Annotated in this window: 16 protein-coding genes; 13 read left to right on the top strand and 3 right to left on the bottom strand. The window is 39.9% G+C overall.

The window, feature by feature from the left end:
- Position 1: 1 nt before the first annotated feature.
- Positions 2 to 586 (bottom strand): DUF3841 domain-containing protein, encoded by a 585-nt coding sequence (locus NHH16_RS11710; protein ID WP_262069790.1) that lies wholly within the window; start codon positions 584 to 586, stop codon positions 2 to 4.
- Positions 587 to 855: 269 nt separating this feature from the next.
- Here NHH16_RS11710 and NHH16_RS11705 point away from each other — a divergent pair, with 269 nt between their 5' ends.
- The 9 genes from NHH16_RS11705 (at position 856) to NHH16_RS11665 (ending at position 8368) form a co-directional block, all read left to right on the top strand.
- Complete coding sequence (locus NHH16_RS11705; RefSeq protein WP_262069789.1) at positions 856 to 1461, top strand: DUF6088 family protein; 606 nt, start codon at positions 856 to 858, stop codon at positions 1459 to 1461.
- A gap of 4 nt (positions 1462 to 1465) precedes the next feature.
- The gene (locus NHH16_RS11700) at positions 1466 to 2464 is read left to right on the top strand and encodes a nucleotidyl transferase AbiEii/AbiGii toxin family protein (protein WP_262069788.1); all 999 of its coding nucleotides are present in this window, start codon (positions 1466 to 1468) and stop codon (positions 2462 to 2464) included.
- A gap of 79 nt (positions 2465 to 2543) precedes the next feature.
- Positions 2544 to 2882 (top strand): plasmid mobilization relaxosome protein MobC, encoded by a 339-nt coding sequence (locus NHH16_RS11695; protein ID WP_262069787.1) that lies wholly within the window; start codon positions 2544 to 2546, stop codon positions 2880 to 2882.
- Positions 2873 to 4213 carry a relaxase/mobilization nuclease domain-containing protein gene (locus NHH16_RS11690; protein WP_262069786.1) on the top strand — a complete coding sequence of 447 codons (1341 nt, stop codon included), beginning with the start codon at positions 2873 to 2875 and terminating at the stop codon, positions 4211 to 4213. Before NHH16_RS11695 ends, NHH16_RS11690 begins: the two co-directional genes overlap by 10 nt.
- A complete protein-coding gene (locus NHH16_RS11685) occupies positions 4210 to 4803 on the top strand; it encodes a PcfB family protein (protein WP_330643524.1) in 594 nt (197 codons plus the stop codon). The genes NHH16_RS11690 and NHH16_RS11685 overlap by 4 nt, the downstream gene beginning before the upstream one ends.
- Positions 4804 to 4806: 3 nt before the next feature.
- The gene (locus NHH16_RS11680) at positions 4807 to 5004 is read left to right on the top strand and encodes a hypothetical protein (RefSeq protein WP_262069785.1); all 198 of its coding nucleotides are present in this window, start codon (positions 4807 to 4809) and stop codon (positions 5002 to 5004) included.
- On the top strand, positions 4988 to 6817 hold the full coding sequence (locus tag NHH16_RS11675) for a VirD4-like conjugal transfer protein, CD1115 family (protein ID WP_416389390.1): 1830 nt from the start codon (positions 4988 to 4990) through the stop codon (positions 6815 to 6817). The genes NHH16_RS11680 and NHH16_RS11675 overlap by 17 nt, the downstream gene beginning before the upstream one ends.
- Before the next feature lie 37 nt (positions 6818 to 6854).
- Positions 6855 to 7106 carry a glutamyl-tRNA amidotransferase gene (locus NHH16_RS11670; protein WP_262069807.1) on the top strand — a complete coding sequence of 84 codons (252 nt, stop codon included), beginning with the start codon at positions 6855 to 6857 and terminating at the stop codon, positions 7104 to 7106.
- Positions 7107 to 7312: 206 nt separating this feature from the next.
- Positions 7313 to 8368 (top strand): single-stranded DNA-binding protein, encoded by a 1056-nt coding sequence (locus NHH16_RS11665; RefSeq protein ID WP_262069783.1) that lies wholly within the window; start codon positions 7313 to 7315, stop codon positions 8366 to 8368.
- 55 nt (positions 8369 to 8423) lie between these two features.
- Here the strand turns inward: NHH16_RS11665 and NHH16_RS11660 are convergent, their stop codons facing one another.
- Entirely contained in the window at positions 8424 to 9740 is a 1317-nt protein-coding gene (locus tag NHH16_RS11660; RefSeq protein ID WP_262069782.1) for a hypothetical protein, read from the bottom strand.
- A gap of 3 nt (positions 9741 to 9743) precedes the next feature.
- Positions 9744 to 10613 carry a hypothetical protein gene (locus NHH16_RS11655; protein WP_262069781.1) on the bottom strand — a complete coding sequence of 290 codons (870 nt, stop codon included), beginning with the start codon at positions 10611 to 10613 and terminating at the stop codon, positions 9744 to 9746.
- Positions 10614 to 10789: 176 nt separating this feature from the next.
- On the opposite strand from NHH16_RS11655, the gene NHH16_RS11650 reads away from it, so the two are divergent.
- From NHH16_RS11650 to NHH16_RS11635, 4 genes are read left to right on the top strand one after another with little or no spacing between them, the layout of a single operon-like run.
- On the top strand, positions 10790 to 11626 hold the full coding sequence (locus tag NHH16_RS11650; protein ID WP_262069780.1) for a VirB6/TrbL-like conjugal transfer protein, CD1112 family: 837 nt from the start codon (positions 10790 to 10792) through the stop codon (positions 11624 to 11626).
- A gap of 35 nt (positions 11627 to 11661) precedes the next feature.
- Complete coding sequence (locus NHH16_RS11645; protein ID WP_262069779.1) at positions 11662 to 12630, top strand: DUF5688 family protein; 969 nt, start codon at positions 11662 to 11664, stop codon at positions 12628 to 12630.
- A 4-nt stretch (positions 12631 to 12634) separates the two neighbouring features.
- Positions 12635 to 13000, top strand: coding sequence for a PrgI family protein (locus NHH16_RS11640; RefSeq protein WP_262069778.1), 366 nt, complete (start codon positions 12635 to 12637; stop codon positions 12998 to 13000).
- The gene (locus tag NHH16_RS11635) at positions 12993 to 15329 is read left to right on the top strand and encodes a VirB4-like conjugal transfer ATPase, CD1110 family (protein ID WP_262069777.1); all 2337 of its coding nucleotides are present in this window, start codon (positions 12993 to 12995) and stop codon (positions 15327 to 15329) included. The genes NHH16_RS11640 and NHH16_RS11635 overlap by 8 nt, the downstream gene beginning before the upstream one ends.
- The last annotated feature ends 8 nt before the right edge of the window (positions 15330 to 15337 follow it).

Below are 15337 nucleotides of genomic sequence, written 5' to 3'. Positions count from 1 at the left end.
ATTACTTACTTTTAAAGAATTGCACTTTCTTAACCTGCTCTTTTCTTAGCTCCCAAAATACTGCTTGAATATAATCTCCGTCGGAATTAACGTGCTTGGTTCCCGGCACCACATCAAAGATATTTGACCATGAATCTCTAGTAACTCGATCTCTTGTATCGGTATCTAAACTCTCTAACCATGCATCTTCTTTATCATAATCCTCATCCGTTTCAAGCGGAAGTTCACTTATATAGTGTTTTCCAAGAACCAGGTGCCAGAGATCAAAATCACTTAGCAAAACTTGCTCATCCGGAATCTCAATTGTAAGACAAACACATTCCGTACCTGGAGCTGTTTGTCTTTGACGAAGGTCTGGTTTCTTATGTTTCCCATCCCATGTGTGATAGGCCCATATCGGATATTTGACACCCTTCGGTGCCGGTCCGATCCATTTCATCATCTCTTCAGCTATCCACTCATATGCATCAAGGAACTGTTCGTAACGGTCAATACCTATTTCCGGGTGATCACTATCACACCGAAATACCCCATCAACAAATCCTTTTTCCCAGACTTCTTTTGGCTGAATTGTCCATAACATCATTGACTCATTTTCCTCCGCAATTAATCACTATTGAGTTAATTATAGCCCTAAAAGATTACAAAAACCACACCCACTTATGCTGCGTCTACAAATCTGCATAAGTATAACAAGCAGTGCATTTATACTCCTCCGAGTATAAACACAAGTTTTAGGGGCCTCCCCTAATACCCCTGAAAGAACTGGTATCATCTTATGATAATATAATTATGGTTACTTGATTTTTTGTCCCGAATATTATATAATAAACGGGACAAAAGGAGGTGGCTAATATGGAGCTTTCCTACGCTAGAAAAATCGAAGAACGAATTGAGAATGTTGATGACGGGACTATCCTTAAAAATGCTGACTTTATAGACATCGCTAACCAAGAAACCATACGCAGAACTTTAAATCGATTGGTTCAGGCCGGTCGCATACGTCGCGTACTAAACGGTCTATACGAAAAACCAAAGTACAGCAAGCTGCTCGATGAATATGTGGCTACCGATCCTAATGCGGTTGCTCATACCTTGGCGAAAATGTATCGTTGGACCATTGTTCCGAGTGGAGATACCGCTTTAAATATGCTTGGCTTATCTACACAAGTAACATCTTCTTGGTCCTATATTAGCGATGGACCTTATCGTAACTTTGAATGGGATAACACCAAACTAGAATTTAAGCATCGAACAAATAAAGAAGTAAGCGGCCTTTCGTATAAGACGGCTTTAATTATTCAAGCACTAAAGGCACTAGGCAAGGACAATATCACTACAGAAGTAATTAACAAGATTGCTTCAAAACTTACCGAAAATGAGAAACAAGCTTTACTCGATGAAGGGATAACCTCAACTCGCTGGGTTTATGATGTTATACGTAAGATCTGTGGAGAATAATGAAATGAAACGAATTGTAAAGCTAACAAATGAAGAAAAGAGAGAATTATTTAGAAATACGGCTAACCGCATGGGACTAACAGACGCTATAATTGAAAAGGATTTTTGGGTTTGTTATGTTCTCGACTATTTATTTAGTCGTAGCCCTTGGAAGGACGCTCTCGTTTTTAAAGGTGGAACTAGTCTTTCTAAAGTTTATCACATAATAAGTCGCTTTTCTGAGGATATTGACTTGATGATCGATTGGCGACTTCTTGGTTACACTACCGATGAGCCCTGGGAAAATCGGAGCAAAACAAAGCAGGATAAATATAGTAAACAAATGCGAGCAGATACCAACACGTTCCTAGAAGAAGTTCTCGTCCCCCATTTAAGAAAAGGCTTTCACGAAGAAATGGGAACTATCCCGGAAATCTATATAGAAAAGGACGGATTAGAAAGTATTGTAAACTTTGCATATCCACATCTTTATGACGATATCTATTTACGTCCCGAGGTTCGGCTCGAAATAGGTGCCCTTGCTGAGTGGTCTCCTAGCCATTATGAGGAAATTATCTCTTATAGTGCTGAGCAATACCCTGAACTCTTTGAAGAAACCATTTCAAAGGTTAGAACAACGGATGTAGAGCGTACCTTTTGGGAAAAACTTACAATCTTACATAAAGTTGCAACCCAAGAAGGAAAATCCTTGATCCCGCGCTACGCCAGACATTATTATGACGTCTATTGTATGGTAAACACTGATGTAAAAGGAAAGGCTCTAAAACGAAATGATCTTCTAAAAAAAGATATCAATTTTAAAAGCAAGTTCTACTATGCCAAGAGTGCTGGGTATGAAACTGCAAAAATTGGATCCTTAAAATTGGTTCCTTCAGAAAGTACTATTTCTCAACTTGCAGACGACTATGAACATATGAAAAATATGATTTATGGAGACATTCCAGAATTTAATGAGATCATTAGGGAAATAGCTATCTTAGAAAAGGAAATAAACACACTTTAATTACACCCACATATGCATTGTTACTAAGGGCTATCGTATTGACGATGGCCTTTTTATTATGCAAAGAAAGGAGCTCCACATGAAGCGAACAATCAAAAAACAGTTCTGGCTCAATCAAGAGGAGGATATTGAATTAAAACGCAAGGCAAAGTCTACTTGCCTTACCGAAGCCGCACTTATGCGGCTTTTGCTTCGTAATTATGAACCTAGAGCAAAACCTGACGAAACTTTTTATAAATGCATGAGGGAGTTCAATACCGTCTGTGATTCTATGGAAGAGTTTTGCAATCTGATTTATTTAAACGGTACAGTTAGTCCGACACTAATTGAAGATGAGCTGAAGCGTATGCGGAAAATGCAAATGGATATTGAACGAAAATTCCTTCAACCGGAAAAGAGCGAGAAAAAATGGCAGTAACTAAAATATGGCCAATTAAAGGTCAGCTTCATCACTCCATTAACTATATCGAAAATCAAGATAAAACTAGTAGCGCTCTCGTAAGCTTTGAAGATCAATCTCTTTTAGCTGTCATGCATTATGCTGCCGATAATGCCAAAACCGAAAAACGTTTTTATGTTTCCGGAATTAATTGCAATCCCGATTATGCCAACGATCAGTTTATTACTGTTAAAAAGCAGTTTGACAAAGAAGGAGGCATCGTCGCCTATCATGCCTATCAGAGTTTTGCCCCAGGCGAAGTCACCCCGGCTCAAGCACACGCTATTGGCTTAGAGCTTGCCAAAGAACTATGGGGAGACAATTTTCAAGTAGTAGTCGCTACGCACCTCAATACCGACTGCTACCACAATCACCTCGTAGTAAATTCTATTTCCTTTAAAGATGGGCACAGGTGTCGTCAAGCAAAGTGGTATGAACTGCAAGCATTCTCCGACAGAATATGTTTGGCTCACGATCTCAGTACGGTTGAAAATAAAATCAGAAAATCACGCTCTCAGCATGAGACTTCACTCTCTGAAGCCGGAATGCCTACCCGCTACAATTTGGCAAAGACAGCGATTGATGAGGCCATAAGTAAAAGTTGTAATCTTCAAGAATTCAATTCTCACCTTAAAGCACTTGGCTACTCCACTCAATTCAATCCTAAGAGGAAATATTGGACCGTAACCTTACCCGGTTGGGAAAAGTCAATCCGCCTCGCCCGCCTTGGTGATGAGTATACTAATGAGCGTATTCTGGAGCGCATAACAGAAAACTCTCCCCTTGTTCGCATAAAAGCTTTTCAAGAACGAAAGACCAAGAGTCAACTTTCTCACTATCACGTCAAGAAACCTAGGCCTTTAATCTATGGCTCTCTTTACAAGCTTTATCTCCACTATTGCTACCGACTTGGAATCATTTCGAAAAGACGACAAAATCCAAATCGTCTTTACTATTTACTCCGTGATGACTTAATTAAAGTCGGCCAATTAAGCGCCGAATTTCGTTATCTCGGTCAAAACAAAATCGGTACCATCGGGGAACTTGGAATTAGAAAAAATAAGTCTCAGCAAAGTCTCGAAGTTCTTATTATTAACCGAGATAACTTACGTAAGAAGTTACGAAGAAAAGTTCCTGATAATCAAAAGGAGCGTATTAAAGCTCAGATATCTGCTACTAGTAACCAGATTAAATCTTTGCGGAGGGAGGTGAAACTCTGTGAACGAATTGAAGAACGCTCGATTAAAATGCGGGAGAATCTACAGACAATTAACAAAGAAGAACGAAGAAAGGAGTACTACAAATCATGAATAATGGCGGAGATGCTGCTGAACAAATTGTCCACATGTCTCTTGAAGGTGTGGAAGTGGCTGCAAAGATTACCGGTACCGGTGCAAAAAATATTGCCGTGCTATTAATTGCAGCTTTAAATGAAACCCAAAAAACAAAAGGTAAATCAAGACTAAGCAACATGCTTAAGTCCGGCAAGGAATTAAAAGTCTTTTCCATTCAAAATCAGGATCAGAAAAAATTTGTAGCTGAGGCTAAGCGCTACGGGGTTTTGTACTGTGTCTTACGAGACAAGAATAAAAAAGAGCCTACTGCAGAAGTTGATATCATTGCCAGAGCAGAAGACGCCTCAAAGATTCAGAGAATTATGGAACGTTTCTCTCTTGCTACCGTCGATAAAGCTTCGGTTGTACAAGAACTAGAACGCGACCCTTTTGTCAAAAGGGCAGACGAAAAACCTCTGTCCGAGAAAAACTCCGCGTCAACAAAGGATTCTAGAAAGCCCTCTGTGAGAGAAAAGCTTAAGTCCTACGATCAGACCAAGACAAAGAATGGACCTACTCCGGAAAAAACCAAAGCGCCCAAGGTACCGGTCAGAAAGGAGCGTTAATTTATGTTTAAGGAATCCTATCAATTAAAGCTTAAACCAGAAGAAGTAAATATCCTGATAAACAGTCTTCTGGAACTACGTAATCTGTACCGGGATAAAAATCGTCCCTTTGAAGATCTCGACTCCATTATTTTAAAAGCGGCAAAGGCGCAAAAACGAGGCTTGATGATCCGGGAAGAAAGCAATGCCTATGAACGATAATACTAAAGCCACCTCTATTCTTATCTTCCTTGGCATCATTCCCATTCTCTGGCTTGCACTTCTTTTTGCTCCATATATGGAGCAAGGGTTACCTTCTCTATTGCAAAATATCGATAAGGTTATTGCCGATCCATTTACCATCACTCTATGTAAAGACAGCCTCCGTAGCGTCATGCTCTTTCTCCTCCTATATGCTTTTGGTATCGGTATATACTTTTCTACAAAACGTAATTACCGAAAGGGTGTTGAGTATGGATCTGCCCTGTGGGGCGTTGCTAAGACTATCAACCGGAAATATGAACAAAAGCCACCAGACAATAATAAACTCTTAACCGATAATGTCCGCCTAGGATTTAACGGAAAGAAACATCGTCGCAACCTTCATGTGCTTGTCTGCGGTGGCTCCGGTGCCGGTAAAACGAGATTTTATTGTAAACCCAATATCATGCAAGGCAACACCTCTTTTGTCGTCCTAGACCCCAAAGGAGAGATCCTTAGAGACACCGGACACTTGCTAGAGAAGAAGGGTTATAAAATTCGGGTCGTTGATCTCATCAATATGGACAAAAGCCATTGTTATAATCCCTTCGCTTATCTGCAAACGGATAACGATGTGCAAAAGCTAGTAACAAATCTTTTTAAAAGCACCACCCCAAAGGGCGCAGTCTCCAATGACCCTTTTTGGGATACGGCCGCTTCTATGCTCCTTCTAGCTCTCGTCTTTTACCTAAAGTACGAAGCTCCGGAAGAGGAACAAAACTTCCAGATGGTAATGGAGATGTTAAGGGCCGGTGCCGTTAACGAAGAAGATTCTTATGCCCTCAGTCCTCTTGATAATCTCTTCTATGATTTGGAAATGGTTAACCCTGAGCATATCGCACTAAAGTATTACAAAGATTACCACTCTGGCTCAGCTAAAACCCTAAAGAGTATCCAAATCACTTTAGCCTCTAGGCTTGAGAAATTCAATTTAAGTACCCTCGCTGCTCTTACTGCTACAGATGAGCTGGAGCTCCCACGACTTGGTGAGGAAAAGATTGCACTCTTTGCTCTCATCCCGGATAACGATAGCTCCTTTAATTTCCTTGTCAGTATCCTTTATACACAAGTATTCCAACAACTTTTTTATCTGGCCGATCATAAATATCAAGGACCTCTCCCCGTTCACTGTCATTTTGTAATGGATGAATTTGCAAACGTCGCTCTCCCGGAGGAATTTGAAAAAACTCTTTCAACCATGCGAAGTCGTGGAATCTCTGTAAGTATTATTCTTCAAAACCTTGCTCAGTTAAAAGCACTCTTTGAAAAGCAGTGGGAATCCATTATTGGTAACTGTGACTCCTTTCTCTATCTTGGCGGAAATGAGCAGTCCACCCACAAATATGTAAGCGAACTACTTGGTAAGGCCACCATCGACACTAACACCTATGGTAAATCTACAGGGCGTAGCGGAAATTATTCTACCAACTACCAACTAGCCGGTAGGGAGCTTCTAACCCCTGACGAGGTACGCGTCCTTGATAACGAATATGCGCTACTTTTAATCCGTGGGGAAAGGCCTATCTATGATAAAAAATATAACTTGCTCAAGCACCCAAGTCTTTCTCTCACTGCCGATGGCAAGGCCCCGGCTTATGAGCACGGAAAAGACAGTGCTTCCGTTGCCACAATTTCCTTTTCAACCGAAGATGCAAATCTTTCCACTTCGGAAAATATACCTAGTTCCTATGAATTACTCACCGAAACAGAACTTGAAACTATTGTCAGCAACTCCAAGGAGGAAATCACAAATGAATCGATTCAAGAAAACTAAGTCAAAAATCATCTTCTCGCTTTACGCAACCATTGTTATGGTACTTACCGTTTTCACAATCCCAGTTATGGCTTCCGGTGATCCTATCGCGGTTGTAAATAACCTCTCTACTTTTATCTTCGGACTTATCCGGGCTCTTGGCCTAATCCTACTAGGCTTTGGCATCGTACAGGTCGGATTATCCCTTAAATCTCACGACCCTTCGCAAAGAGCTAATGGGTTCTTAACCCTTGCCGGCGGCATTATCATTACCTTTGCGAAGGAGATTTTGACACTGATTGCTGGATAAGTTTTTGCTGAGGGACAATATCTTTATGATATCCTTCAGCTACATTAGGAGCTCGTAAATGGCTATTCCACGAATGTAACAAATCATATACTTGACTTTCTCTCTGAATTGCCATATAATCAGATTATCTGAATTGCCATATTTTCAGAATAAAGTTAACAGTCTTATTTTTAAAAGGAGAGGCCTTTTACTAGGCGAAAACAAATATGAGTAAATCTATTTCCGTAACACTTACTAATGATGAATACGAAAACTTCAAAAAGGAAGCAGATGGACTGGGTCTTACGCTCGGCAAATTAGCCCGAATGCGCTTGATGTCAGACACTAGCTTTGAAGAGACTTATGACCGTCTAAAGCACCTCGCAAGTATTGCTCCACCGTCTATCCCTTTTACTGTAATGTCACTATTTGATGAAGACGATTGGCGAAACAACTTTGATACTGGATTAAAACTTTCTTTAGGACGAACCTTTTATAATTACGTGCGCGGAAACAAAATGACTTCTGTAGTTATCACTAAAAAAAATAGCTCCAATGTACAACAATATCAACGTGACGTATTACGACCAATTCGCTTTAAAATAAAACAGTGGATTAATTATAAGGACACTGAGCCGAAAATAGATTATTTAGGAAACCAATCTATTTTCGACGATTTCCGAAAGCAAAATGATTGGGATTGCGTTTTAACTGATGGGGATTTACACGCAGACACCATTGTTAGTATGAAATTCCTTTTACGGCAGGTCATTTATTATCTGGCCGATGGAAAAATCATTTGGAACAATACTAGCTATATTCCTAGCATGAAAGATAAAGATTTCTGGCCGTTTTTAAACTACTTACTTGATAACATCGAAATTCTTCTTCCACCTAATAATCCCATTGTTGATAAACTCAGCCAATTGTTTGAATTATCACTAACTAGAGCAAATGTCATGATTTTGCCAGCTCGAAGTTTGCAAGAGAGAGGAGCTGCTCCTTGGTATGATTATATTCCCGCGTTTCTATCTGAAATTCTTAAACTAAATAAATCGCGTTTCAGATACAAGTTTGATTCAACTGAAGAAGTTATAGATTTCATTAAAAATCAACACCTAGAAACTTTTTTCATAGGGGAAGAAATATCGTATGATAATATAATTGATATTCATGAGACACAAGACGTAGAAAAGAATTTTGAGCAAGGCAAAGCTCTTAATCTCTCTAAAATAATTGATTCTTATATTGATATACTAAAAGTTAGATCGAAGTATTTTTAGTTAGTTAACGCTCAAAATGCTGGAGCTCGTCAGAATATCTGACAAGCTCCAGCATTTAAATTTCAATATTCAACTTTTCCAGTTCATCTTCAAAATTTTTATTTACTTCTGCCTCGATAAATTCTTGCTTTATCTTTGTTATGAAGCGAATGTCCAAAAATAATCTCGATATGGTCACAAGTAATCCGCCTATATCCAAACTCTTAGGATTCTGTGTGATTCCGGCATAAATAATATTACTTGCAGATCCTATAGTATTGGATATCAAAAGTATCTTCTTCGTGCGAACTTTATATAAATCCAAAGAGTGGTCCTTCTTCTCATCATAAAATAAGCTGTGAGTAAGACTAATTATTAAATTAAAAAAAATGGATATTGCAGCCGATCCAGCAATTACACCGGCATCTCTTGCTAAACAATTGAAGTCATATCCGTATTCTTTGTATAATTTGCCCGCAAATTCTTTTATTTTCTCATTGCTAAGAGCCTGAATAATTGGAACTGGTAATCCTAATTTAGTATCCTTGTCTGATTTAATATGCATTGCTTGAGCAAAAAGGGCCGCGATCAAATAAAATGGGTCATCCTTTACAATATTTATGCTATCCCCAAACATATTTAATGTGCTAATTGGCCTTTCTTGATTAACTTTAAGTACAGGTATTCGGTCAACTTCAAATGATCTAAAGTCATCCAAAGTCATAACATCTGTTAATATATTTGCCGTTCCAAATACCCATCCTAATATCGGATCATGCCCCAATGTATGGAGCCTATGATACTTACCTTCTAGACCTAAATTAGCCGTACCATTCATCGCATCATAAGCTGGTGTTTTAAAAATCAATTCTATCCAGTCACCAGTTCCGCGTTTTTCTTTATTCTTATCTCTAAATTTCTCTTTCTCCTTTTTTACGCTGTTTTGCATTGACTTATCGTCATGATCTACTCGAGCACCTTTATCTGCTCCTTCTCCATAGCCAACTTTTTCTGCAACAATAGGAAAAATAAGGCCTTTAGCAACGTGTAAAGCAATTGCAATTGCTAAAAAGGAAAGATCCTTTTTATTTGTTATGCCTGTCTTCTTTTTAAACTGATCATCAATCTCCTTTTTCCTACGGTCTATCTCTGCTATTTCTTCTGATGATAGAATATCTTCAACTCTGACGTATGTGCTGTACCCTTTGCTTTCTGCTAAGTTTGCTAGCTCCTCAAAATTAGCAATCAGCTCACGCTCAGGTAATATATACTCTGTTTTCTTTCCTACTTTCATGTCCTTGACGATTTTACCGGCTTCTTCTAAGGAACTAATTGATTCATCCTGTAGCATCTTTTGAGCCATGAGCAGTTGTTTTTCTCTGTATGAAATCATAAATCATTCTCCTTTCGAAACAATTGCCATAGATACATTCGCTAACTCCATCAATTCCTCAGCTTCTCCTAGGTTTTTAATCAGTGTTTCGTTTTCATTAAGAAGCTCATTGTATCTTGTTACCATCCTATCCATTAGGCCTTCTAGTTCCGCTTGCCGATTATATTGATTTAAACATATTTGTTGGTATTGCATAATTCTTTTGTTGGTGTCTTTATTAGCAAAGTCATCAATATTTATTTTTATCTTTTTGCCAGTTTTTTTCATTTTTTCAAGCGACTCTGCTAAATCGACACCAAACAAAGCAGCTGTTTCCTCGGCATTCTTTTTAAGTTTATCTGTACACTTATTAATAAAATCTTTGCAGTTGTTGATTGTTTCTTCTGCGTATCCAAGGGTTTCTCCCTTTGTTTTATCCTTTCCATTTTTCAACTTTTTAAATAGCTTTATGGCTGCAGGAGCTCCAAGCAAACCAATTCCAAGTGGCCCCAATAAGGGCATTACTCCAATCCCGCCAGCAAAAAGTGCTGGTGCACCTAGACTTGTTGCTGCCAGAGCACCTAGGCCCATACCTGAGCTACCAAGTGTCATTGCCAATGGAGCGGTTGCTCCCGCCACAAACGATGCTTTCTTATATTCATCACTTTCTAATATTTTCTTATATCTACTTTTTGTTTCCGTATCAAATTTCTTTATTTTATCTGTGTTTTTTGTTAACACACTATAGAGAACAGGTTCTTCTTTTACCTTTTTATTCGTCGTAACCGTCAGTTCTGTCTTTACATCCGACTGTTTGATTTTTTTGCTCCTATCTCTTACCCACTTAGATAATTCTAAAGCATCCTGGTCCAGTTTCTTTTCGTTTTTTCCCATGTTGATTTCTCCTCATCCTTGTTATGATTTCTTCTTTTAATTTTCAGACAATTGCCTGTTAATTATATCATTATTTTTCAACTTAGTCTCCACTTTTACATACACCACCAACCAGCATCATCTACTGGTCGGTGGTGTTTTATTATAAAGAAACTCTCAAAGAAAGGAGGATTTTCATGTCTGACAACTGGGTTGTCCAGAACCTACAAAACGCACTCAACACTTGGAACGATAAGCTTTCGCAAGTCTGGCATCTGATAACACAGACGCCGGAAGGATTCAAAGGTGGCGGTATCTGGGGCGTCATTCTCAATATCCACGATGCTCTAAGAGCAATCGGTTTCGCCTTATTAGTACTCTTCTTTGTAATGAATGTCGTAAAGACTTGCTCAAGTTTTACCGATGTAAAGAAACCAGAGATGGCTGTAAAGCTCTTTGTCCGCTTTGCTATTGCCAAGGGTATTATCACTTATGGGCTTGAGCTGATGCTCGCCCTCTTTAATATCATTCAGGGTATTGGTAAAAAGATTATGGCTACCGCTGGCTTTAACCAGCAAAATGACCTAACGCTCCCCGGAGAAGTCGTGACCGCCATCGAGGACTGCGGCTTTTTCGAAAGTATTCCCTTATGGGCCGTTACCCTAATTGGCTCGCTCTTTATCACCGTTCTCTCGTTCATCATTATCACGTCCGTCTATGGCCGCTTCTTTAAGCTCTATATGTACACGGCCATTGCTCCTATTCCACTTTCTACCTTTGCCGGCGAACCTACTCAGCGTATTGGTATCAGCTTTATGAAATCATACGCTGCCGTTTGTCTTGAAGGAGCCATTATTATTCTCGCTTGTATCATCTTTTCTCTCTTTGCTACGACGCCACCCGCCGTTGATACCTCACTAAAAGCCGCCACAATGGTCTGGCGATACGTTGGGGAACTGATCTTCAACATGCTTGTCCTAGTCGGCACCGTCAAACTAGCCGATCGCATTGTCCGAGAAATGATGGGACTGTAACCAGATAACCACTTTCAAACAATGGAGGAACTCACATGACAAATCAAGAATTTTACTCACAGGTAAAAGAAAACATCTTAAGCCACTTGCCGGATAACTTAAAAAATGTCAATGCCGAGCTAGTCACCGTCACTAAGCATAATGATACCAAGCAAGTCGGCCTAAAACTCATTCAGGAAGGAGAAAAAGCCTCACCACTTCTTTATCTCGAACCCTATTTTGAGCGTTACGAAAACGGCGAAAGTATGGAATCGTTAATGAACGATATTTCCGAAGCTTATCAGCACACTAGAGAAACCACTATTTCGACTCCCGAGATGGACTACGACAAAATCAAAGATCGTCTTGCGGTTCAGCTTGTTAGTATCGACCACAATAAAGAGCGCTTAAAAGATCTTCTCTATAAGCCCCTTGGCAATGGTTTTGCCTTCACCTATTCCATTATCCAAAATGTTATTAGTGGTAATGATGCCAGGCTTTATATCACTAGAGCAATGGCAACTAATCATCACTATGATTTACAGTCTCTTAGCGTGGATGCATTAGAGGCGACTGCCAAACGCTCTCCGGCCGTCTTTGCTGACATGGAAAGCATAATGGAAGAAATGACCGGGGAAAGAGAAAAAGATTCTTTACCGGAACTTAGTGATGACTTGAGCTTTGGCGATAATACCGAGCCGATGTTCGTCCTAAGTAATCCCGAACGCGTTCATGGTGCTACTTGCCTTTATTATCCCGAAGCTCAAGAACAGATTGCTCGGGCAATTGGCGATAGTTTCTATGTATTACCTTCGAGCGTCCATGAGCAAATAATTGTCCCTGAGGGAAAAGCTCTTTCACCAGAAGATTTAAAGCAGATGGTGAAAGAAGTAAATGACTCTCAGCTATCTCCTGACGAACTTCTTTCCTACGATGTTTTGCATTACGACAAGAATTCGAAAGAATTAACTATTGCCGGAGCAAAAGAGAAAAGCTTAGGTACAAAAGATATGGAGGTGCGCTAGCTTTATGGAAGTAAAAATCAACCGAGAAATCCGAGAATATACGGAATCCATGTTCTTTGGGCTGTCGCTTAGACAGCTTCTTTTTTCGGTGGTGGCAATCGGTGTCGCAGTAGGGTTATATTTCCTACTGCGTCCCTTTTTCGGGCTGGAGACACTTAGCTGGCTTTGCATTTTAGCTGCCGCTCCTTTTGCCGCCATTGGCTTTATTAAATATCATGGAATGACTGCAGAAAAATTCACCCTGGCTTTTATCCGGTCAGAATTTGTCATTCCTAAAAGGCTTTTATTCAAACAACAAAATATCTACCATCAGTTACTCGTTACTTTTCTAAACACTAAAGAAAGTGAGGCAGTGCATACCCATGATTAAAACACTCCAAGCAATCCTTAAACAAGATAAAGAAAAGTTTGCTATTCCTAGAGGCGTGCAAGATATTATCCCCATCAAAGCTATTTATAGTGATGGTATCTTTATGGTCGGCCGGAATAAATTCTGCAAAAGCTTTCGCTTCGAAGATATTAACTATGCCGTTGCCTCCAAAGAGGATAAGGAAGGAATGTTCCTTGAATACTCCGAACTTCTTAATTCCTTGGATAGCGGAGCCACTACGAAGATTACAATTAACAATCGGCGTCTTAACAAGCGAGATTTTGAAGATAAGATTCTCATTGAAGAAAAAGAGGATCATCTAAATGGTTATCGTACAGAATATAATGCCATGCTCCTTGAAAAAGCAACCAGTGCCAATGCCATTGTCCAGGATAAATACCTTACTATTTCCATCAGCAAAAAGAACGTCGAAGAAGCAAGGACTTATTTTTCCCGCGTCGGTGCTGATCTTATCAGCCACTTTAATCATCTGGGTTCTCGTTGCTCAGAGATGGAACTTGATGAGCGTCTCCGTATTATTCACGACTTTTTCCGCACCGGCGAAGAGATTTCTTTTCGCTTTGATATTAAAGACTTCATGAAAAAAGGTCATCACTTCAAAGACTATATTGCTCCCGATACTTTTGAAAATGAAAAAGATCATTTCCGTATCGGCAATCGCTTTGGTCGCGTTCTTTTCCTACGAGACTATGCTGCCTATATCAAAGACAGTATGGTTGCCGAGCTAATGGATCTTAACCGCAATATGATGCTCTCTCTTGACGTCATTCCCGTTCCCACTGACGAGGCCGTTAGAGAAGTGGAAAACCGCCTCCTCGGTGTGGAAACCAATATCACCAATTGGCAACGCAAGCAGAATCAGAATAACAACTTCTCTGCGGTTATCCCCTACGATATGGAGCAACAACGAAAAGAAAGTAAAGAATTCTTAGATGATCTGACTACTAGAGATCAGCGAATGATGTTTGCTGTTATAACCCTCGTTCATACAGCGGATACTAAAGAAGAGCTTGATAACGATACCGAAACTCTATTAACCACCGCCAGAAAACACCTCTGTCAGTTCGCTACTCTCAAATACCAGCAACTAGATGGCCTTAATACAGCGCTCCCTTTTGGTGTTAGAAAAATCGATGCTTTTAGAACCTTAACGACGGAAAGCCTCGCGGTACTTATTCCTTTTAGAGTACAAGAGATCACTGATGAAGGCGGCATTTATTATGGGCAAAACGTTATTAGCAAAAATATGATTATCGCTGATAGACGAAGGCTCCTTAACGGCAACTCTTTTATCCTTGGTGTCTCCGGCAGTGGTAAATCTTTTGCCGGTAAAAACGAAATCACCAATCTCGCTCTTTCTTCTGATGCCGATATTATTATCATCGACCCGGAACGAGAATACTCTCCTCTTGTAAAAGCGATGGGCGGTGAAGTCGTGACCATCTCTGCTACTAGCAATAACCATATCAATGCGATGGATATGAACAAAGAATATGGTGACGGTGCCAATCCGATAATCCTAAAATCGCAGTTTCTTTTGTCTCTTTGTGAGCACGTTATTGGTGGCAAAAATCTTGGTCCCAAACAAAAATCTATTATTGACCGCTGTACCGAGTCGGTCTATCGCCATTACCAGCAAGGAAATTATCAGGGCACACCGCCAACACTTCAGGACTTTCGCGAAGAACTTTTAAAACAAGATGAGGCTGAAGCCAAAGCTCTTGCTCTAGACTTGGAACTCTTTACTCGTGGTTCTCTTAACACCTTTGCCAAGCAAACCAATGTTAATACCGATAATCGCCTGACTTGTTATGACATCCTGGATCTTGGTGAGCAGTTAATGCCAATTGGTATGCTAGTTGTTCTCGATAGTATCCTAAACCGCATAACCGCTAACCGTAGTATTGGCAAACAGACTTTTATCTTCATTGATGAAATCTATCTGTTATTCATGCACGAGTACTCTGCTAACTTCCTCTTTAAGCTTTGGAAGCGGGTAAGAAAATACGGTGCTTTTTGTACCGGCATTACGCAAAACGTCGATGACCTTCTACACTCTCATACGGCCAGAACTATGCTCGCCAACTCCGAGTTTATCGTTATGCTTAATCAAGCATCTACTGACCGAACAGAACTAGCAAAGCTCCTAAATATCTCTGACCTTCAACTCTCCTATATCACCAATGTAGATGCCGGCCACGGACTCATAAAAGTCGGCAGTGCCTTGGTGCCATTTTCTAATAAATTTCCAAAGAATACCAAACTCTATCAACTAATGACCACCAAACCGGGAGAAGGGGCCTCATAAGCCTCTTT

The sequence above is a fragment of the Ohessyouella blattaphilus genome, from assembly GCF_024721265.1.
GTDB classification, from domain to species: domain Bacteria; phylum Bacillota; class Clostridia; order Lachnospirales; family Lachnospiraceae; genus Aequitasia; species Aequitasia blattaphilus_A.
The sequence above is the reverse complement of the archived record's forward strand: the minus strand, read 5'-3'. Positions and strand labels throughout refer to the sequence as shown.

Coding starts and splice junctions, on each gene's coding strand:
- NHH16_RS11710 (WP_262069790.1), bottom strand. CDS start 586: ATGATGTTATGGACAATTCAGCCAAAAGAAGTCTGGGAAAAAGGATTT.
- NHH16_RS11705 (WP_262069789.1), top strand. CDS start 856: ATGGAGCTTTCCTACGCTAGAAAAATCGAAGAACGAATTGAGAATGTT.
- NHH16_RS11700 (WP_262069788.1), top strand. CDS start 1,466: ATGAAACGAATTGTAAAGCTAACAAATGAAGAAAAGAGAGAATTATTT.
- NHH16_RS11695 (WP_262069787.1), top strand. CDS start 2,544: ATGAAGCGAACAATCAAAAAACAGTTCTGGCTCAATCAAGAGGAGGAT.
- NHH16_RS11690 (WP_262069786.1), top strand. CDS start 2,873: ATGGCAGTAACTAAAATATGGCCAATTAAAGGTCAGCTTCATCACTCC.
- NHH16_RS11685 (WP_330643524.1), top strand. CDS start 4,210: ATGAATAATGGCGGAGATGCTGCTGAACAAATTGTCCACATGTCTCTT.
- NHH16_RS11680 (WP_262069785.1), top strand. CDS start 4,807: ATGTTTAAGGAATCCTATCAATTAAAGCTTAAACCAGAAGAAGTAAAT.
- NHH16_RS11675 (WP_416389390.1), top strand. CDS start 4,988: ATGCCTATGAACGATAATACTAAAGCCACCTCTATTCTTATCTTCCTT.
- NHH16_RS11670 (WP_262069807.1), top strand. CDS start 6,855: ATGGTACTTACCGTTTTCACAATCCCAGTTATGGCTTCCGGTGATCCT.
- NHH16_RS11665 (WP_262069783.1), top strand. CDS start 7,313: ATGAGTAAATCTATTTCCGTAACACTTACTAATGATGAATACGAAAAC.
- NHH16_RS11660 (WP_262069782.1), bottom strand. CDS start 9,740: ATGATTTCATACAGAGAAAAACAACTGCTCATGGCTCAAAAGATGCTA.
- NHH16_RS11655 (WP_262069781.1), bottom strand. CDS start 10,613: ATGGGAAAAAACGAAAAGAAACTGGACCAGGATGCTTTAGAATTATCT.
- NHH16_RS11650 (WP_262069780.1), top strand. CDS start 10,790: ATGTCTGACAACTGGGTTGTCCAGAACCTACAAAACGCACTCAACACT.
- NHH16_RS11645 (WP_262069779.1), top strand. CDS start 11,662: ATGACAAATCAAGAATTTTACTCACAGGTAAAAGAAAACATCTTAAGC.
- NHH16_RS11640 (WP_262069778.1), top strand. CDS start 12,635: ATGGAAGTAAAAATCAACCGAGAAATCCGAGAATATACGGAATCCATG.
- NHH16_RS11635 (WP_262069777.1), top strand. CDS start 12,993: ATGATTAAAACACTCCAAGCAATCCTTAAACAAGATAAAGAAAAGTTT.